Raw genomic sequence first — 21,799 nt, 5'->3', positions numbered from 1 at the left:
AGTGATTCAATAAATAGAATTTACCGCATTAAGCTTCTTCAATACAGATGGCGATATCTTTGACTTCATAAATCCGCAGACCATCTTTACTCAAGTTGGCATCGCCCATAATGATGCGTTTGCCATTGTCGTCTGTCACGCTGGTAATGTGTACATCCAGCGACATCTGCTTGTTTAATGGGTTAATTTGGCCGCGATACTTCCATTTGATATCCGATAATATCTGGCCGAATTTTGGACTCTTAAAGCTCGCACCAAGGTCTTGGTCAATCGCATAGGTTTGCATCAGCTCGATAATGGCTTCAACCCCTAATGAGCCTGGCATTACCGGATCTTGATGGAAGTGGAATTGGAAGAACCAATCACTCGGGTCAATGGTGCGCTCGGCGTATAAATAGCCAAGGCCCGCTTTACCGCCGGTCTTCACGATGTCGGCTTTGTCGATAAAGTTAAGCTGACCGCCCGCTAAACGGTAATGCGGCTGACCTTCTGGCGCGTTGAAGCTGCGATGCTGTTTATCTAACAGATTGATTTGGCTATCGGCGGCTATGCCATTTTGCACATGCCAAGGCTGTGTGATCTTGCCGTTGTCTATGCCTAACTGGTTTTTCAGCGCATCGCCCTTGAAGTAACCAAATACCGCTTTACCTTGGTAGAAAGGCTCGCCATCGCAGCTTAGCTCGAAGCTGAAATTCTGGATGATGTTGCTGCCAGCAATCACAGTCGATAACAGACGTGAGTCGTTCACTATGGTTTTGCCGCGTAAATCCACGTGGCGCAGCAACTTACCGCTACCGTCTAAGTTACGGAAAAACAGCTCTTGGCCGGGGAAGCCCAAGGTGGTGCCCATATAACCTGAGATAAAGCCATTTGGCTGCAGTGATATTTCCATCAGCACAGAATAGGGCATCACGGCGTGATGGCTGTTTTTATCGTAATACCAAGCATTTGCAGGCACTTCATATTCGGCGATACACGAAGAGGGCTTTTTCAGCTCGCCGCGTTTGCCGTCAATCGCAATGACGCGAGTCGTGAGCTGTAAATCACCGCAAGGCGTGCGCGGTGGAATAAGGCCGCGATAGATGCTGAAATCAGGGCCGAAGCAGTTTTCGATATCGCCCGTGGCAAATTCGAACATGTGGTACGGCGTGAACGGCAGGGTATCGGGCACGCGGTTGGCGTACTTTGAATCCGCTGGCGCAATCGGCGCAGGTACATGCTTTAGCGGCACTACGCCTTTGTTGGTTGGCGCAGTTAAATCTGGCAGCTGGGCCATCAACGGCGCAGCGAACGATGCGGGTGCTGTTGAAACCAGCGTCGCAGCCGAAGCAGCATTTTTGGCAGCATTTTTAGTCGTATTGTTAGCTGTGCAGGCATCGTTATCCGCAAGGTAGCGGGTGCATTCGGCTTCTTCTTTGAGCATCACCCCAAGGTTTTGGAAGTCCACCACCACTTTACCATTGAGCAGAATATCGATATTCGCCTTAGCATAGGGGCGCGGGCTCATACCGATTTCAGTGATTTCCATACGATAGGTGAGCAGGCCAGATTGCGGCAACACTTGACCGCGACAGCGCACTTTTTGTGATGCGTTTTCGAGTGGCTGGAAACGACCGTTTTTGACACCCCCTTCTTCTGTACTGGCATGCATTCCAATATGCAGCATAAAGAATTGCAGTAATTGTCCACAACCTTCAGCCATTAACGATCCCGCCATCACTTGGTCGCCCTTGAAATGACACGGGAAATACCAATGATCAGCTTCGAGCTGTTTATGGCCTTGAACTGAACCTAAGCCCCACGCGCCGCCATGCACCTCAAGATGGCTGACCTGTTCAATCATCAGGAATTTTTCGGATGCAAAACATAAAGAGGGCTGCAAACCATATTGGGCTTGATGAGCCGCGTGTGCGCCGCCAAAACAGTCACCGATATCGGCGCCGAGCAGTTTATGGATTTGGCTGTAATCAAATTGGTTTTGCGCGCAGTTCAGTAACGGATTAAAGCGCGGCTTATTCGGATTGTTCAAGGCGAGGTTGCGCGCTTTGATTTCGGCTTCGGTGTGAATAACGCCTTTGCCGTCGGCCAGTTCCTTGTCTGTGAAGAAGCCGGCACAGCCGCCATCCATTTTCAGGATCAGCTTGTCGCCCACGAAACATTCGTAGGAGAAGAAGAACAACAAGGTATCGCCATTGCGGGCAAAGTGATTGATGGAAATATCGTAGCGCAGGGTGTCGCCACCGCGCGGTAAGTCGCCAAGGAAGGTCAGGGTGCAATCGAGCAGGCGATAAACGCGCTCGCCCTTATTTTCAAAGTCGATACCTAAGTAGCTGATCAGCATCAAGTCGCATTGACCCGATTCAACCGCTACGGCCCACGGAATTTGACCATCGACCAAATACGGCGCGTCCACAGGAATGTCGTATTCTGTGGTCATAGTGCAAGGCTGATATTGGTTCATCTGGGCGTTTAATTTCGTCACCCGAGATACCAGCAAATAGTCTGTGGTTGGCAGGCGTACACGGCGCGAGTAGCTGTCGATAATGGCGTAATCTTGGCCAAATACTTTAGCGATATCACCTTCGGCGTACTCGACTAAATCCGCATAATCCCAAATACAAGGCTTGCTTATCGGTGTTGGCGGCGTGTACAGAGGCACTTTTGCATGGTTTGGATAAAGCACTTGGTTTGGATAAAGTGCAGTATGTGGGAGAACCGCTGTCGCAGATGCTTGAACGGTGGCTTGCTGTTGTACCGGCGCAGCTTGGTCATTGACGGCTAACTCGCTGGCAAGCTGGGCTTTCATCAAGGCATCGGCCAGTTTCAGGCCTTGCTCACGGCTTTGTAAAAAGGCTAAATGAGCTTCACGGGCGAGTTGCTGATTACGTATAAATGCAGCGTCTTTTAGCTCTGCTTGAGCGGCGTTGTTATTGGGCGTGCTTAGGGCATTAATTGGCATGCTGCTTAATGTCTCTTTTTGTAGAGCCGTGGTTGGGCTGCTTGTTGCAAAGCCACTCGTGTCTTTGCTCGCTATTTGGGCCAAATGTTTGCGTTGGCTGCGCTTTGGCAATGCAGTGATGGCTTGGGCTTTTTGTTGTATAGCATCAAGGCCAGCGAGCGGCGTATCAAGGATATGCTGATAGATATCGCGGCCACCGAGTGTCACTTGTTTTATTAAGTGTTTTTGCTCTGAAAGCGTTAAGTCTTGCTCAAGCCTTTGCTGCAAACTGTGTGCTTGCGTGGCACTTTGACTGAGCAATAATTGCGAGCATTTACCTTGGCTAAACGTGGCAACGAGCGCGTGCTGCACTTGATTAGCTTGTGGCTGTACTTGGTTTTTTAATTGCCCATGATTTTTAAGCTGAAGCAGCGCGCTCAAAATACTCGCCATGCCCGCAGCGGCAAAGTTGTGACCTAGGGTATCTGCGGCTTGGTTGCGCTCACTTACACTCGGCAGCAGGGTATTGAGTACCAGTTCCGAATCGGCAAGTTGCTCAACTGCAATACTGGTTTCAATCAAGCTAATTTGGCTGCTATTCACCTTGGCTTGGGTTAACAAGTCATCGCAAATGCGCGCCGTGTTGCTGTGACCTTGCGGGTCACACATAGCGCCAAACACTTGGCCGCTGATATGACCATAACAGTCGCCATAGCTGTTGCTATTGGCATTGTCAGCGCTTGGCTGGGCTGCACTTGATTGTGTTGTCGTGAGCACTAATGCGCCTGCACCTTCACCGACTTTCCAACCAGTGCCAGTGGCATTAAATGCCACTGGCGATACGGCGTTTTTGAGGATCACTTGCTCAAGGCTGCCACTTAAATCGACGGCAGCGATCACTACGGCATCTAAGGACTCTTGGGACAACAGATTTTCGGCTACATCGATACAGCGGGCGACCGATTGCTCCGCCGCCGAAATGGTAAAGGCAGGGCCGTTAAAGTCCCAAAGGGATGCGATGCGTGACGCCATGATATTGCCAATAAAACTGGTGTATTGGTTCAGTTTGGCGGCATCGAGCACACTGTCCATGGCGATTTTTTCAAGGGCGAGATACTCAGCTTGCGTGAGGGTGATCCCTTGTTTTTTAAGGCTGTCTGCCAGTTGAGTGTGCAGGTTCACCCTGCCACGGAACTGGTGCAATTCAAGCTCTGTTTCCATCGCCACTAATACAGCAACCTTGCCACCGGGCTTTAAGTTCGCATCACGAATCGCTTCATCGGCCACTTTGATCAGCAGCAGTTGCTGGGAGATCAGGCGATCATCCTCATTAGGCGGCACTTTAAAGCGCAGGAAGTCAAAATCGAACTGGTCGATATACGCGCCCTGTGGTGCGGCTGCGAGGCCAGTTCCGCTTAAACCAAAGTTGGCTAGAATATCAGGGTGTTTATCTAAGCCTTTCCAGCGTTTAGCGGGCAGCGGGATAAAGGCATCTTGCTTTGCGCTTATCGTGTTATCCAGTGCATTAATAGAGGATAAAGGTCCAAAGTGCGATGCTATACCAATGATATTTAATGGCGTGTGCTGGTAACTTACAGCGGCTGCGGCTTGTTCATTCTTTTTGTTTGTATTGGCAGCATAGGATTCCAGCAACAAATGCGCATTACAGCCGCCAAAACCAAACACGGAAACACCGGCGTGGCGGCGGGAGTTTCCGGCTTTATCGGGCCAAGCATGCAATTCTGTTGGCAGATTTTTTGCGCTAAACAAGCCCTTAGGCGAAGATATCGGCGCTGATAAGTTAATACTTGGCGGCAGTCGGCCCGAGCGCATGGCAAAAATCATCTTCATGATCCCCGGCATGCCTGCGGCGGTGAGTAAATGGCCTAAGTTGGATTTTGCTGAACCGATCAGCGGCACTGCAGAGCCCGCGAGTTTGTCCTCGAAGAAGCGCTCCATCGAGGCGAGTTCGACTTTATCCCCAAGCGGCGTGCCGGTGGCATGGCATTCAATCACTTCGATATTGGCAGGCTGAGTGTTTGCCGCACTATAGGCGCGCTCGAAGGCTTGCACTTGGCCCTTGCTGTTGGGGCTTAATACAAACTGGCCTTTACCGTCGTTCGACAAACCAATGCCGCTGACGACGGCATAGATGTTATCGCCATCGCGCTCGGCATCTTCTAAGCGTTTTAAGACTAAAACACCAGCGCCTTCTCCGGCGAATAAGCCCTTGCTGTTGCTATCAAAGGGTGCCGAGATTCCATGATCAGGGTAGGCGTGGAAAATCGAGAATCCCATGTTGATAAAGAAGGGATCTGCGCCCGATACCGCGCCTGCAAGCATCATATCGGCCTTGCCAGTTGTTAGGTAATCGCAGGCGAGTTTAAGTGCGTAAACTGAGCTAGCGCAGGCGGCATCGAGACTTAACTGAGTGCCACCTAAACCGAGTGCATCGCTGACCAGCTTTGAAGCTGTGTGGGCAACGGCGCCATTGGCGACGTTTAATGCTTGCTCGACGTTTAACACTTCTCCAGCGTGAGCTTGGTTAAAATCAGCCAGTTGAAAAGCGCTTTGGTTAAGTTTGTTTTGCAGCGCCTTTTCAACGGTTTGATGATACAGAGGCAAAAACAGTTCGTTGGAGCGGGCGGTCGGGAACGACAAGGTTCCCATCACGATACCTGTGCGCGCCAGTACGGCATCGCTTGGAGCAATCCCTGCGTCTTTGAGGGCTTTACGACTGCAATCGAGTGCCCATAAAAAGCTTTCATCTAAACCGTCAAAGGCGGACTCAGGCAGTTGATAACCTTTGGCATCAAACTGGAAGTGTTGGATGTAGCCGCCTTTATCACAGTAAAAACGGTCAGACTGACCCTGCACACCTTGGTAATCGGCGGGATTAGCATTGAGCTTTTCGCGGCTAATTTGGGTGCGTGAGTCTTTTTTATCCAACAGATTTTGCCAGAAGGTTTGTGGATTATCGGCGTCAGGATACTGAGTCGCGAGACCGACAATCGCAATTTTTGACGCACTTTTTGATGCGCGGTTTGACGCAATGGTAGGCACGGTAGTTTTATCAATAGTAGGGGAATGCTGAGAACTCACAGGGGTTCTCCTTTTGGTGATACTGCTGATGATAAAGGGGCTTTGTTTGCACTTAATGGCTGGATGAGCGGCGCGAGCGACAGCGGTACTCTGTGGCTTATCAGCTGAGCTAAACACTTGAGTAAGCTGGTAATCGCGTCGGCACCCTTGGCATTGCAGGCAATGGCGGCTGTCGCCGCGTTCGCCGTGCTTTGGCTTGCGTGGGCGTGGCTAATTTTATCTATGAGTGTGCTAGTTTGCCTATCGGCGCCCACTTCGACAAACAGCCTTGCGCCTTGCTCAGTGGCATTTTGAATGAGCGCACTAAAGTCGAGTGGCGAACAAAAGGTATCGGCAATCGCGCGGCCAATGCTGTGGCTATCCACGATTACTGGCGCAGTTTGCGCTGCGCTGATAAAGCGGATAGACGAATCTTGCGCCGCCGCTTTCAGCGCCTCAGGTTCCAGTGCCTCAGGTTTTAGCGCTTGAGTATAGAAATCTTGTACTTGCCAATGGACTAACAGGGCAGGCGCGGTATGCATTGCCGTGACGCGATTGGCGGCAATCCCGCGTTTGCCTAACTTGGCAAGCAGGGCTTTACAGCTTGTTTCGCAGCCTGCAATGACGCAAGTATCACCTTGGGTGATGGCTAAATAAGCACGAGGAAACTCTGGTAATAATGCCTTTATTTCATTGCTATCAGCGCGCACCACAAAGCTGTTCCACACTATGGCTTCATCATCCGCAAGCTGCCACGCTCGGCGGACTGCGGTTAGCTCGCCAGAAATCGCATGGTTGAAAATATCGCTATTTTCAGTGGCGTTAATCATCCCGTGGGGTGTTTGCCACACATCTAGGCTGGCCCACATGGCCGCTTCGCCCATAGAGTAACCGAGCGCCATTTTAGGTTTAATATTAAAGACTTGGGTCAACAGTTTAGTGAATAGATAACTGGCCCCCACGCCACTAATCGCTTGCTGACTTAGGTTCATGCCAGCCGCGGTTTTAACATCTGCCGCATAAATCTGCGGTGATTGCAGCATGGCGCTTAAATCGCCTTCACGTTCTAGCTGGTGATACAGCGCGGGGAAGTACTCATGCAAGTTGTTGAACATATTGGCGTAAACCGTACCAACACCAGGATATACAAAGGTCAGTCCCGTATCCCCTAGCGGCTTAGCGGTAAAGCAGCTGCCCGCTGGTGTCTTAAAGTGCTGACCATGATGACGCACCGCATCATTTTCAAGCGCCGTAAGCATGGCCTTAGCTTCAAGTTTGAGATCATCAATCGATGCCGCCATTAAGACTAATGCTAGTGGTGCGTTGGCATTGTAGCGTTCAAACAAGAATGCGAGTTGATGTGATGCAAATGACGTGTCTAGTGCGCCAATGTCTAGTGAACCAAGCAACTGAAACAGTTTTGCTTTTAGCTTATTAATACTGTCACCACTTATCGGCACAAACAGCCTGTTTTCATCGACAAGAGCTTTGGGCGCGGCAAGTTGTGTGCCTTGGGTCAGCACTAGGCTTTGGCTTAGATTTCGAGACTCATCCGCTTGATGTGACGTCTTTGCTACAAGATTTAGACACAACACCCGCGCTTGATGTTGGTCGCTAAACCAATAGCCAGTTTGATGATTGGTGTCGTTTGTCTGTTTTATACCAGTAGTGCCTTTAAGCGGCGCTTGTGTTCGCGCGGCGAGTGCGGTTACACCTTGGCGCAGCGCAACAAATGTCTCGTTAAGAGTGTTGGCGACAGTCTGATGTTGAACGGTTTGAGCTGGGCTGCGCTTTGCCGCCGCTAAGGCCGCATTAGCAACAGTCGCCGCATTTTCAACATCTGTTGTTTCATTGCCAGCGGCAAAGCCAGCAATAAATGCGTGTGCGTGAAGGCGCAGTTTGGCAGCGCGTAAACCATCGAGCAAATACAGAGACTGGGGCAGATTGCCATCATTGAATGTCAGTTCAACGAGCTTGCCTTGTTCAATGGCTGTTGTTGCTTGGCCTAACAACGCAGTGAGCGACCTTTGCTCATGCACTGACGGTTCATGCACTGACGGTTCATGCATTTTCGACTCGTGCAATGTCGGTTCATGTGCTGTCGATTGGTTGGCATCGGCAGCGCAAATTTGAACTCTTTCACGTTCCGCAAACGTCCCTAATATTTGTGCTGAGTGAGAGTCAAGGTTGACGGCATCGCCAAGCAACACTGCAATACGCAGTGGCTTGGCGCTTTTGTCAGCATTAGCAGTGTCAGCAATCGACGTTTCAGCTTGGCCGCTATGGGTCGTTGCTAAAGGGTGGGCTAAGTTCACTCGACTTTCGCCTCCACGCTTTCAATGCTTTTATTAGCAACTTTATTCGCAATTTTATTAGCTAAAAATGCACCGTTAAGGTTTTTGCTAATCGTGACTTTGGCGTTGTTCATCTCGCAGCTTAAACGACCATCTTGATGATACAGTGCAATATTGGCTTCAAGGGCACGGCCAGAGTGTTTTACCACTTCCAGTACTAAATAGCCTTTATCGCCAAAGGCAAATGGCGCATGGGAAATAAACTCACCAATGCTTGATGGCAAACTCGCCGCGCCATATTTTAGTCTCGCCCACACCAGCATCGCCTGCAGCAACAAATCTTCCGCAAAAGCTTGTGAGCCTTTAGGGGCCAGATTGGGCACAAAACTCCCGCAATCCGCTAACGCAACATGGGGAATACTCACCTTGGCGACTAAGCTCGCATCGTCAAACTTCACCACAGACTCAATACCTTGCAGTCTTGGGCCGTGGAAAAGCGTGCCGTCGCTGTAAATGCTGCTTGCGGTTGTGATGGCAGAAAGTCCTGCCAAGCTATGCGCGTCAAAGGCAGTTGCTTTGCTATTAGTGCCTAAGTTATCACTAGGCGCATCATCAATCACTAAGATGGCTTGATATTGCGGACGACCTTCAAAGCTGATTAAGGCACTGAATTGTCCACTCAAGCACTCGTCTGTGTCTTTCGCGGCTTTATCCGTTAACGCAATCGGTGCAAGCTCAAGTTCTAGCGTGATGGGCGCGCCGTTTTCTAACGCACCTTTTTCTAACATCACAGCGTCGAAAATAATGCCCTTCAACAGCTTGTAGCTTTGCACTTTGACTGGTTGCTTGAGCACATCAAAGGCGGCTTCACGCATCCACTGAATCGCGCACACAGTCGGTAATACGGGATTACCGTTAATGCAGTGATCTTCAATAAAGATCATTGCCTTAGGGTCCAGTGTGCGCTGCAGTTTTACAGTGCTTGGATTTACAGCGCTTGGATTTACAGCGTTAGGCAAAGCATGCGGACCCGACGAGTCAGTGGTCAGATCCGCTTTAGGCTTTTTTAGATTGCTACCTTCAGTTTCTTGTACTTCGTTAGGCGTGTCGTCATGGGGTGCGCTGCCTTGCATGTCAGTACCGACCAGCAATTGTGCGCCTGTGTTGCTCAGTAATTGGCTCGCAAATAACTCAGCACCCGCCTTTAACGGGATCACATAAACACCGCGATCGATAAACATCTTTTTCAGCGCAGGATTCACCATGCCGCCATCCCACGGACCCCAATCGAAGCTCATCACTTTGGCATTTGGCAGTTGCTGCGCCAGTTGCAGTGCGGCTTTGTTGAGTATGTCGTTGGACATGGCGTAATCGCTTTGGCCAGTATTGCCGTAAAAACCCGCCGCCGAAGAGAATAGGGCAATCAGTTTTAATTTATCTAAATCCAGTGCGGCAAGTAGATTGCTTATACCTGTGACCTTAGTGCCATACACCCGTGCTAACTCATCTAAGGTTTTGTCTTGGATGTGTTTATCGGCGAGTACGCCCGCACCATGGATGATGCCAGTAATAGGCGACAACTCGGTGATCGGCACTATCGTGCTGGCGATCGCATCTGGATTGTTAACATCGAGGCTTAAGTACTCAGCGCTCGCGCCCACAGCGGTAAAGGCTTGCAGTGCGGCTGCAATTTCTAGGCTGCTTTGAACTGGCCATACTAAGGCATCCACTTGTTTTGGCGTGGGTTTCTCGCCCAAGCTTTGAATGTGGGTAATAGCTGCGGCTTTAAGTTCACTGTTATTTTTGCCCTGTGCCCAAGCGGGAATGGCCTGTTGGCTACTTCTGCCGGCAAGGATAAAGTGTGCCTTACTGCGTTTGGCCAAACTTAGCGCACATTCAAAGGTCACGCCTTTTGCGCCGCCGGTCACCAGAATTTTATCTGCACTCGTTAAATTCGCCGCGCCGTGGCGGGTATCGGCCTTGCCTGCCACTAAGGTCACGCGCTCAAGTGCTTGGGCTGCGCCTTGGCTAACACCGACTTCTAATAGCTTATCGGTTGTAAATAACTCAGCGATCACCGCATTGGCCAGTTGTTTGGCATCAAGTGCGGGCGCGATATCTAAGGCGCGGCAATGCACACTTGGCCACTCGTGGCTTAAGGTTTTCGTCAGGCCTGATAACGCTGCTTGGTTTAATTCGCTATTGGCAATTTGGCTGTGGTTAAGATAACCAAAACCACCGTCGATACGACTGACGCTGATAAAACTACTACCAGTATTGGCGGTCGCTGCTGTTGTTAAAAACGGTTGTAAGTGCTTGGCGAACAAGAACGCTTGCTCGACGGATGCCTTGGCGGCACTGGACAACACTAAACCTTTCGCATCGGCTGAGGTTTTATGTTGTGGTTGCAGATGAATAAAGCCTGCAACTGTACCTAAGCTTTTGATCTCATTAATTACTGCACCAATGCTGGCATCGTCAATCGCCGCCAATGTGAAGCTGGCAATGTGGCTATTGAGCGGTGATGCACTGGCTACAAGGTTTTCTGGCGAGCGCACAACCGCAACCGTTAGACCTTGAGCATGCAATTTCTCGGCAAGTACGCCAGCATTGTGACCATCATCGCTAATGATAATGCAGGCATCTTTAGCAAAAACGCGTGTTTGAGCTTGTTGCGCTGATTGCTTTGACGATTGCTGTGGCGATAGTTGCGTTAGCTCAGCCGCCGCTGGCAACTTTTTTAGCACTACCTCGCTATGGGGTGGTAAATCATGTGGTGGCAAATCGATAGTAGGTTCAGGCTGAACGACAGCGCTAACTGGCGCGGCATTCTGGCTTACCGCGTTTTGGCCTAGCTTACCTTGCCCTAAATCTTGCGAAAAGAGCATAACGATTTCACCTAAGGTGCGACACTCGGCCAGATCTTCAGGATTCAGCTCAGGTAAGCCTGGTAGCTCGTCTTGTACTGTGCCTAAGATTTCAACGCGCTTGATGGAATCGATACCTAGATCGGCTTCCATATCCATGCTGAGTTCTAGCATTTCAGTGGGGTAGCCCGTCTTGTCGGCCACCACTGACATCATGGTTTGTTGGACTTTTTCAGCACTTAAACCGTTATTCGCTGGAACTTGTGCTGGCGTTGCTTCAACGTTTGCCGCTGGTGCAACTGCTACCGCGCTAACTACTGGCAATTTGCTGTTCATGTAGTCAACGATTTCGCCTAAGGTGCGACACTCTGCCAGATCTTCAGGATTCAGCTCAGGTAAGCCTGGTAGCTCGTCTTGCACTGTGCCTAAGATTTCAACGCGCTTAATTGAATCGATACCTAGATCGGCTTCCATGTCCATGCTGAGTTCCAGCATTTCAGTGGGGTAGCCTGTCTTGTCGGCCACTACAGCCATCATGGTTTGTTGAACAAGTGCAGCACTTAAGCCGTTAGATGCTGGAGTCGCAATTGTCTGGGCGACATGAGCAACTGAGGCTGCTGCAGCAACAGGCAATTTACTTTGCATGTAGTCAACGATTTCACCTAAGGTGCGACACTCGGCCAGATCTTCTGGGCTGAGCTCTGGTAAACCCGGCAGCTCGTCTTGCACTGTGCCTAAGATTTCAACGCGCTTAATTGAATCGATACCTAAATCGGCTTCCATATCCATGCTGAGCTCCAGCATTTCAGTCGGATAGCCAGTCTTGTCAGCCACCACAGCCATCATAGTTTGTTGCACTAAGGCAGCGCTTAAACCGTTATTCGCTGGAACTTGTGCAGGCGTTGCTCCAACGTTTGCCGGTGGTGCAACTGCTACCACGCTAACTACTGGCAATTTGCTGTTCATGTAGTCAACGATTTCACCTAAGGTGCGACATTCGGCCAAATCCTCTGGGCTGAGCTCTGGTAAACCCGGCAGTTCGTCTTGTACTGTGCCTAAGATTTCAACGCGCTTAATAGAATCGATACCTAAATCGGCTTCCATATCCATGCTGAGTTCAAGCATTTCAGTCGGATAGCCTGTCTTGTCAGCCACCACAGCCATCATGGTTTGTTGCACTAACGCAGCGCTTAAACCGTTGGCGGCAGGAGCTGTTGGCGCTGTTGTAGAAACTACAACTTGGCCAGCCGCAGGCAGTTTGCTGTTCATGTAGTCAACGATTTCACCTAAGGTACGGCACTCGGCCAGATCTTCTGGGCTGAGTTCAGGTAAGCCCGGCAGTTCGTCTTGTACTGTGCCTAAAATTTCAACGCGCTTAATCGAATCGATACCTAAATCGGCTTCCATATCCATGCCAAGTTCCAGCATTTCAGTGGGGTAGCCTGTTTTGTCGGCAACCACAGCCATCATAGTTTGTTGAACAAGTGCAGCACTTAAGCCGCTTGTTGCTGGTGCCACAGATGTCATCTCTGGCATAACTAAAACAGGAGCTGCTGGCGCAACTTGTACTGTCGCAGCAGGCGCATGAGCAACGGGAGCGGTTTGCACAACAGGTGCAACAGGTGTGTTAATTGCTGGTCTCGTCGCAACAGCCTGAGCCGCTATTGGTGCGGCATTGTGCGCAACTGTCGATGCAGCAAAAGGTGCTGGAGCCGGCGCAGTTGCTCGTGGCTGACTTGCAACCGCTGGGGTAAAGTTAATCGGCGCATTGTTTAGCATCGCCAAGGCCGCTTGGCTGCTACTGCTTTGCAGTTGCATAAATTCGGCGTGGCTTTGCAGGGTTTGCGCTTGATGCTGGTGGAACATTTCCATCGAGCGTTGCAGGCTTTCTGGGATAGCAATGCCTTGGCTCGCCATCTTGGCTTGTTCTGTCATCAGTGTCGTGAAGGTATCGCCATATTGCTGCGGGATAGCTAAAAACTGTTGATGTAACTGCGCCGCTTGAGATTGTGCGCTGAAAAATGCCGTTAACGCATCGCCGCTGACGTTAGGTGTGCTTGGGTTTAACTGCGCCGTCGCTTGCTGCTGATTGCTTAAGCCTTGCGCAACGCTTGGGGATGTTTGTTTCATTTCAACAGCTGCCACTTGATTAGCTTCCACTTCTATTATTTTCTCAACAACTTTTTCGACGATGACTTCTTTCTCAACAATTTTTTCGACTTCTTTTTCGACAACCGTTTCAACGATGCGATCCACATATTGCACTTGGCTAGTCACGCTGCCTGTGGCGAGGGATTTGGCCATCTTAGCTTTGGTCGCAGCACTAATATGGTTAGTGGCGGTGAGTTTGATGTTCATTGCTGATGGCGCTTCACGTTCGGCAATATCTTGTGACGTGACGGCTTGATAGGGATCAACCTCAGTTAATGCCACACCGGCTACCGCGAGTTGCACAGCAGCTAAGCGTAATTGACTGTCACTGTCGCCCTTAGGATTCGGGTTCATGCTGACAAGGCAAAGCTCATTTAAGTGTTCGCCTAAGGTATTTTCAACTAACTTTTGCAATATGTTCTTAGGGCCAAACTCAACAAACACACGGGCGCCAGCGTCATACATGGCCTGCAGTTGTTCGCTAAAGCGAACCGATTGCAGCATGTGTTGTTTGAATTCTGCTTTAATCGCTTTGCCATCGGTTGGGTGTAATTGACCCGTTCCGTTGGCATAAAGTGCGACAGAAGGTGCGCTGAATCTAGCTTTATCAATGGCTTTGGCAAATGGCTTTTGTGCGTGTCCAACCAATGGGGTATGGAACGCGCCAGAGACAGGCAGGGCAATCGCTTTAAAGCCCAGTTCGCTAATGGCATTAGCGGCCAGCTGAGTTTGCTCTGTGCCACCTGCGATGACTAATTGTGTCGGCGCGTTGTAGTTGGCAATTTTAACGCCATCAAACTGGGCTAAACAGCTATTGAGCGCATCGATGTCATTCTTTTGCTTAAGAATGATGGCGAACATGGTTCCTAAATCAACTTGAGTCCCTGTATCGCTCGGCACTTGCGCCATGGCGTGCCCACGGGCGAAGGCCAGTTCGACGTAATCTTCATTGGAAATCACGCCTGCCGCGCAAAGGGCTGACAGTTCACCAAAGCTGTGACCTGCCACCATATCGGGGGCAAACCCCGCTTGAGTTAATAGCGAATATTGCGCCATTGAAACCGCGCCTATGGCGCTTTGGGCGAACAGGGTATTGGTCAGCGCCGCTTCTTGGGCTTTCACCGCATCGGCATCGAATGCCGGAATAGGGTAAAGGATGTTGGATAACGGTGTTTGGCCGTGGTGAGCAAATACCTTATCGCTGGCCATCACTTGTTGGCGCATTTCAGGGAAATGGCAGGCGAGTTCGCGGCCCATGTTGAGGTACTGTGAACCTTGACCGGCAAACAGGGCGGCTACTTTCTTTGATTCATTCTTAGCCACTAAGGCATGAGAGCGGTAGCTGATACCAGAAGGTAATTGCCACACTTCAATTACATTGGTTTCTAAATGCGCAATCGATTGATTTAACTGAGCTTGCAGCTGTGCGATATCCTTAGCTACAAAACCTAAACGGGCATCTGTGCTTGCCAGTGTGCGTAGTGGATATTGCTGAGCGATAGCGTTCAGACTCGCAGCGCTGCTCTTATTCGCGTTCGTGTTCACACTTTGGCTCAGCGCAGCTTTTAACTCGCTAAGCAGCGCGGCTTTATTGGCGGCGGCAAACAATAGTGTCTGCGGCACACTGCGCTGACGATATTGCTCGTCACGGCTATGCTCAGGTTTGTATTCTTCTAATACAAGATGGAAGTTGGTGCCGCCAAAACCAAAGGAGCTGACGCCAGCACGGCGCGGTGTTGCATCTGCGCGTTGGAACCATGGGCGAGTTTCGGTATTTAAATAGAATGGCGAACTTTCGATATTCAGTTTTGGATTAGGCTGGCTGACGTTAATGGTCGCAGGTAATACCTTGTGATGCAGTGCCAGCGCGGCTTTGATCACCCCGGCAGTACCCGCAGTTGATTTAGTGTGGCCCACTTGGGATTTCACTGAACCTAACGCGATATGCTGATTGGTGTCGTTGCCTTGGGCAAATACCGATTTTAAGCCATTGAATTCGGCCACATCACCTGCGGCAGTACCTGTGCCGTGGGCTTCAACCAAACCAATGCTGTGCGGTGCAAAACCCGCGTCGTCGTAAGCGCGTTCGAGTGCTTTAGCTTGGCCCTCAGGGCGCGGCGCATAAATACTCTTAAACTTACCGTCCGATGAGGCGCCAACGCCTTTAATGACGGCATAAATCCGGTCACCATCGCGCTCGGCATCTTCAAGGCGTTTAAGCGCGACCATGCCAATACCTTCGCCGATCATCATGCCTTTTGAATCGATATCAAAGGGTTGAATGGTTTCGTTAGTGGTGAAGGCGGGCGTTTTTGAGAAGCTCATGTACATGGACGGCGAATTGTCGGTACAGACGCCGCCGGTGATCATCATGTCGCTGCGACCTTCGGTCAGTTCAGTCAACGCCATACGCATAGCGGCAAGCGAGCCCGCACAGGCAGCATCGACCACACAGTTCATGCCGCCAAAATCAAATCGGTTGGCGATACGGCCTGCAATCACGTTGCCGAGTGAACCTGGGAAAGAGTTTTCTTCCCAGTGGATATATTGGTCTTGGAACTTTTTGATCAGCATTTCGCTGTCTTCATCGCTCAGGCCGCTGCTTTTGAATACTTTTTTAAGCACTGGATATTGCAGGCGCGAGTTCAAGCTCTGACTGATTTTTTGACCACCGCCCACGCCTAGCGTGATACCGATACGATCACGATCGTAATCGGTGGGCAGATTGGCATCGGCGAGCACTTCTTTGGCGACAATCAGCGACAATAGTTGCGAGGTGTCTGTCAGTTCTAAAATATTGGGCGGCAGACCGAATTCCATGGGGTTGAAGTCGACTTCAGGCAAAAAACCACCGCGTTTACAGTAGCTTTTATCGGCTTTGCTTTTGTCGGCATCGTAGTAATCTTCGGCGCGCCAATGGGTGTCTGGGATGTCAGTAATGGCATCGATTTTTTCGCTGATCAAATCCCAAAATTTATTTAAATAACGCGAGTTGGCGAAGATACTGGCCATGCCGACGATGGCAACGGGCATATCTTTCAAACGTTTGTTGAGTCGTTTATCTTTTTTTGACTCAGTCGCAGAATTAGGTACAGAAGGGGTATGGCTCATAAAGAGTCTCCACGGGTCGACCTGGATACGGTGACCTTGTTTTGGGATTCAGCCGCGCTTGTCTTTGGCGTGCCATGGGCACCGGGAAAACGGGCTAAGAAGGTGTGATAGTTGCGAACGAGCAACTTTCGTAAATGAAACGGCCCATGTCGGAGGACATAGGCGATATATCTATTGGTCGCTTGGGTGTTGCTGTCTTGATAAATATCGAGGTAAATCCAATCACTTGCCGTATCTATGCCTAATAGCACTGAGCTTGGAGCTTGCTCTGTAAGCTGCGGCGGTATGGTGAGTGATACCACTTGCACCACAGTATTGCCGTCGGTACTCGGCAATGCGAGGGCTTTGGCCAAGGTTTCGGGGTTGACCGTATAGGTTTGGATATCGCTGCCTTGAGTCACAGGTAATTGATTAAAATAGCGTTCGGGTACTTGTGGTGCTTCAAACTCATCGAGCCGCGATATGCCGTAGCGCTTTAAGCAACGGGCAAGGCCGGAGCGCGACACATTGGGATTAATGTAGGTTTGGGTGACGTGGAGCAATCTATCTAAGGTGAGTCTGAGTTGGTAACGTAATCCCACCACCACGTATTCTTCCATCGGCGTGAGCGTCGTGTTGAGATGGTGGGGCGTGTTCGAACTGTTGCTGATGGACTCACGCTTACGCCACTTACGCACCGTTGCCTCGGTAATATTTAAAATCTTTGCCAGCTGGCTCACGCTCAGATCTGATTGTTGGATAAAGAGTCGCATTTCAGGCGTAGTGGTGGCGTTGCGATGCCGAGGTGTGCTGTCTTTTTGCGCCACTGGAGTCGTGCTCTTGGGGGCGTATGACGGCGCTTTAGATTGAGAGTCGCGAGTTGCCATTAAAAATAATTATCATCCGACATAATCTATTGGGACTGATAAGCGATTTTGGCTGAGTCACGACTGACATTTATGACTAATGTCGTGACACTCATCTTAAAACCTGTGCTTATCATCTGTGTCACTTAATGGGGATGCAGATTACCTGAGGTTTCGGAGCGATACAATCATCTGGGACTGGAATTTATTGGCTTTCGTTGAGTAATGGTATTTTCTGTGCGTTATGTTGGGTTTTCGCTGGCCGCTTGGGCTGTTTAATACTTTGATAGTGGAAGATTTATATTTGTAGCGGCGATGAAGGCAGCTTTTTTGAGTTATCGGGGTAAAATAGCCCAATATTGGCCTAAGTCCTTTTCGTCATGAATGAGGCTATGCGGCTAAAACTGTTATTTTTTGGGCAATTGCAGCAAAAATTTGCGCTTGGGATTGAGCTAATAGTCGTTCTAAGAATTGCTCTTATTAGAGTGCGGCTAAGAATTGAAATAGGGCTTAGTTGAAACTATTTAAGATGCATAATGAACTCAGATAATGATGAACCTAGACAATAATGAACTCAGATAAGAATGTTGCTAAGTGCTCTCCAAAAAGCCAGCCAATGATAACTCATCAGCCACAGAGCTTTGTACAGCTAGGCTCTCGAATGACCGACTCTCTAGCATCTAGCAAAAACGGCGTGAATGTGGATCTATTTTTTATTCCACTGAGCGATATTTCATTGCCGCAAATATCACTCGCCGAGTCTTGGTTAAGTGAGGATGAACTGGCAAAGGTCAGGCGCTATCGCGATCCCAAGGCGCAAATGAAGGGATTACAGGTCAGGGCAGCGTTGCGGGCCGTGTTATCTCACTATGCAGATTTATCGCCACAGGAGTGGTGTTTCGAATATGGCGCTAGGGGTAAACCGAGCTTAACGACGGCATTACGGCAGCAAACTGGGCTTGAGTTTAACCTAAGCCATAGCGGCGATTGGTTATTGATTGGTGTGGCTCAGTTTCATGGCGTTGAGTCTGGTTTATTTGGGGTCGATATTGAAAGATCGCGGCCGAAGACGGATATCTATCCAATCCTAAATCATTATTTTTCTCCCCAAGAAACGTCAGCCTTGCTCGCTCTCGCCGATGAAGCGGGTCAGCGGCAGCGCTTTTTCGATTTATGGGCGCTAAAGGAGTCCTATATCAAGGCGACAGGTCTCGGCTTAGCGCAGTCGCTTAAATCCTTCGCCTTTGAGCTAAAGCCGTTTGAGCAATTGGCGGCAGAATCGCTTGAGTTATCATGCCAAGATGCCGGATTGAGGCAAGCCTGCGGCGTAGCTTCAATGCTTAATGTTTATCCACATATTCCATTACAAGTCCCGCTACAAATTCCAATACACACACTGGATTTAGCAGACCCTATGCATTGGCAGGCACATTTTGGTCGTTTGACCGAGGAGTATCGCTTTGCCATTAGCCTAGCGCATGCCGGTAACGCCAGTATTCCTTTAACGTTAACCGCACAGCTGAGCAGTATAGAGTACTTACTTGTTGCTGATTAACGACGAAAGTGCGTGTTTTTTTCACGCCAGTAAACTCAGATAAACCGCTGAAGTTCGCGATCGCATTTAGCCATGGTTCTTTCTCCGTCTTATCTTACTATCAACTTTTATTCATCTTCGGTTAAACATTGCTGGGTATAGTCACACCGATAATATTTTGAATTTGAATGGATTAAATGAGGTTTAGTAATGAAACGGATTAAGTGCATGTTACCGGCTACTATGCTGGTGATGTTATCTGGTTGTGGTTATTTTGGTGGCGATGAAAAGCAACAATTAGAGCAGGCTTGGTTAGCCCAAGATCCACAATTGCAGCAAGTGGTTGAGCAAATTCGTGCTAATGGCTTAGATGTTGTGGCCCAAAGCGCAGCGGCGGGCACAGTTTCGGCCTGCGTGGCTGAAAAACTGAGCCAAGATCCGCTTGGCAAGTTAGTGAATGTTGAAGGCTCGCTGGTGGAGTCGGCCAAGGTGGCAGAATTGCTGGGTGACTTACAGAAAGTGATGGAACAAGACATCAGTTTTGATCAGGTCGCGAGCTTGCTGCAAAAAGGCGCCGATGCGGCGGCCTATGCTAAAAGTCTCATCGAGCAACAAGGTTTAGATCAAGCCTTACAAAGCCTTAAGCAAATGGCGACCGCGAGCGAGCAATTTGCCCAGCAAGATTTAGGCGCACATTTCCAGCAATTATTACTTGAGTGTAAAACTGTAGCGCCAACTCCAACGCCAGCCCCTGCGAACTAATTCTACTTTCTGAACTCACAACATCATCCTGAATCTGCTTGGCATGATGCCAATCCCCCAGTGTTAGAGGCGTTCAAGGTGAATATACGTTAGTCCGTTTTCCCATAAAAAAAGCCCTGAAGCTTCAGGGCGTTGATGTCATTATTTCGCGCTAGGTAGCGGGACGATTTCAAAGTTTTCATCAAATTTTACTAAGGTCGACGCTATTTTACTGAAGGCCGCTTTATCGCCCTCGAGTTTGGCCGTGCCGTTGGCAAGTAAGTCTTTGAGGGTCACTTTGCCGAGTAAAATCCCGGTAATGTAGCGCTTATCAATATAAAGATTGGTGTCGGCCTCCATTGGTTTATCAACCTTAATATTGCTTAAGTTACCGTTGCTTAGCTCGACGTAGAGAGTGTCTTTGGTATCGGGGTTAATTACATTTAGCCTGATGAGTCCAAGTTCTGCGGCCTTGATGCTATCGACTTTTACGGCTAGGAAGTCAAACAGAGTCGAGATATCCATTTCACCTAAAATATCTGCCGATGCCGATTTGGGCGCGCCGGGTTGGATCCCTACGCGTAACTCTTGGGCGCCGGTAAGATAAATGTTACGCCAGCCTGCGCCTTCGGCTTGGTAGCCCAGTTGCTCATAGGTATCGGCAAGTAATTGTCTGGCCTTTTCGTTATCGGGTTCTGCCATGATCACTTTATTCAGTGCCGTCGCCACGAAACGGTATTCACCTTGGGCATAGTCGGCTTTGGCATGTTTAACCACGGCTTTAGCACCGCCCATATACTCGACAAATTTCTTCGCTTCATCCTTTGTCGGTAGCGGGTTTAAGTTGGCTGGATTCATATCGAAATAGCCTAAAGACATGTTGTACACGGCTTTCGCATTATGGCTGTAGGTACCATGGTAACCATTGGTATACCAAGTATCGCGCACCGCCTTAGGGATAGTGGTTTGAATCGCATCGCCAATATCTTGAATACCCACACCGTTATTGGCTAAACGCAGGGTTTGATTATGCACTAGGCCATAGTTATCCCTTTGCATTCTGAGGTAAGCATTCACATCCGCATTACCAAAGACGGGCGCCGAGTGGGCCTCAAAAAGTACCTGTGCATCATCGCCAAAGCGTGTCAGCAATGCATTGATATCCTTTGACCATTTGATGGCATCACGGACTTTTGCACCGCGCAAGGTGTAAATGTTGTGCATGCCATGGTAGGTGAGTTCACCCGTCCACAGGGCTTTCATTGAGGGAATATAGGTGGCCATTTCCGAGGCGGCTTCTGTGCCTGAGGCATCCATAAACACCATGTCTATGCCATCAATGGTGAGTGTTTCCCACTTATCTTTGCCGTTTAAGGTGACATCGGGTTTAACGTAGGTCACTTCGCCTTTGGATAACCCCTTGGCGAGTGCGGCATCGACAATGCCTTGATCGTTTCGCTCTAATGTTGCGCCGTATTGATAGGCGGCGCGGCGGCTCATAGCATTACCGGCGAGGACGTTTTCGTCGACAATTTCTTTGGTGATGTTATTTGAACCATAGACTTTGACCTTAGGGTACATGTCTTTGATTGCACGGGAACCGCCAAAATGGTCCGCATGACTGTGGGAATAAATCATCGCCACCACAGGTAAGTCATTACCCTCAGGCAAGTTTTTTAGCGCAAACTCTAGGGATAACTTTGCCGCTTCTTTGGTGAGCAGCACGTCATAAAGGATCCACCCCGTTTTACCGCGGATAAGCGTTAAGTTCGACAAGTCAGTGCCGCGAACTTGATAAATGCCATCTGTGACCTTGTATAAGCCGTTAGACACCATATTCAACTGAGCTTGGCGATAGAGTGAGGGATTGACTGTGTCTGGGGTTTTGTCGCCGATAAAGCTGAATTCGGTGCGTAAAATGGCGGCAGTTGGTTCATCGAGTTCGGCGATGAGATTTTTAGAAAACTCTTCAAAGGCTTTTTTATCGGTGTAATTTAGAGTGGCTGCAGTGGCCTTGTTGACCTCAGCGGTTTGCTGGGTCGCAGGCTTTCCCTGATAGTGCAGACTGATATGTTCATGCTCGTGTTCTGCCGCCGAAGCGCTGAGGGAGAACGTTGCGATAATACTCAATGTCATCAAAGATTTTTGCATAATTTTACCTACAGATAGGAGGGATAGTGTCGTTGATGGTTTGAGTATAGACAGCTTGTGTATTTAGATAACTCGCGTTAGCTTGG

7 protein-coding genes are annotated in these 21,799 nt (G+C 49.5%); 2 read left to right on the top strand and 5 right to left on the bottom strand.

The features are described from left to right. Positions 1 to 28: 28 nt before the first annotated feature. Genes DYH48_RS14105 through DYH48_RS14090 form a run of 4 tightly spaced genes read right to left on the bottom strand, consistent with a single transcriptional unit; the run spans position 29 to position 17,308 of the window. Positions 29 to 6,040 carry a hotdog fold thioesterase gene (locus DYH48_RS14105; RefSeq protein ID WP_115335152.1) on the bottom strand — a complete coding sequence of 2,004 codons (6,012 nt, stop codon included), beginning with the start codon at positions 6,038 to 6,040 and terminating at the stop codon, positions 29 to 31. Next, entirely contained in the window at positions 6,037 to 8,334 is a 2,298-nt protein-coding gene (locus DYH48_RS14100; RefSeq protein WP_115335151.1) for a PfaB family protein, read from the bottom strand. Before DYH48_RS14100 ends, DYH48_RS14105 begins: the two co-directional genes overlap by 4 nt. Then, positions 8,331 to 16,442: a type I polyketide synthase gene (locus tag DYH48_RS14095; RefSeq protein WP_115335150.1), complete on the bottom strand. Its 8,112-nt coding sequence runs from the start codon at positions 16,440 to 16,442 to the stop codon at positions 8,331 to 8,333. Before DYH48_RS14095 ends, DYH48_RS14100 begins: the two co-directional genes overlap by 4 nt. Beyond that, on the bottom strand, positions 16,439 to 17,308 hold the full coding sequence (locus DYH48_RS14090; RefSeq protein WP_115335149.1) for a helix-turn-helix domain-containing protein: 870 nt from the start codon (positions 17,306 to 17,308) through the stop codon (positions 16,439 to 16,441). Before DYH48_RS14090 ends, DYH48_RS14095 begins: the two co-directional genes overlap by 4 nt. Positions 17,309 to 17,948: 640 nt before the next feature. Between DYH48_RS14090 and DYH48_RS14085 the strand changes: the two genes are divergently transcribed. Next, positions 17,949 to 18,842: a 4'-phosphopantetheinyl transferase family protein gene (locus tag DYH48_RS14085; RefSeq protein ID WP_115335148.1), complete on the top strand. Its 894-nt coding sequence runs from the start codon at positions 17,949 to 17,951 to the stop codon at positions 18,840 to 18,842. Between the two features lie 189 nt (positions 18,843 to 19,031). After that, positions 19,032 to 19,583 carry a hypothetical protein gene (locus DYH48_RS14080; RefSeq protein WP_115335147.1) on the top strand — a complete coding sequence of 184 codons (552 nt, stop codon included), beginning with the start codon at positions 19,032 to 19,034 and terminating at the stop codon, positions 19,581 to 19,583. Positions 19,584 to 19,724: 141 nt separating this feature from the next. On the opposite strand, the gene DYH48_RS14075 is transcribed toward DYH48_RS14080, so the two are convergent. Further along, positions 19,725 to 21,713 carry an alkyl/aryl-sulfatase gene (locus tag DYH48_RS14075; RefSeq protein ID WP_115335146.1) on the bottom strand — a complete coding sequence of 663 codons (1,989 nt, stop codon included), beginning with the start codon at positions 21,711 to 21,713 and terminating at the stop codon, positions 19,725 to 19,727. Between the last annotated feature and the right edge of the window lie 86 nt (positions 21,714 to 21,799).

The sequence above is a fragment of the Shewanella baltica genome (genome assembly GCF_900456975.1).
In the GTDB taxonomy this organism is placed as follows: domain Bacteria; phylum Pseudomonadota; class Gammaproteobacteria; order Enterobacterales; family Shewanellaceae; genus Shewanella; species Shewanella baltica.
This window is presented reverse-complemented; position numbering and strand designations above follow the sequence as displayed.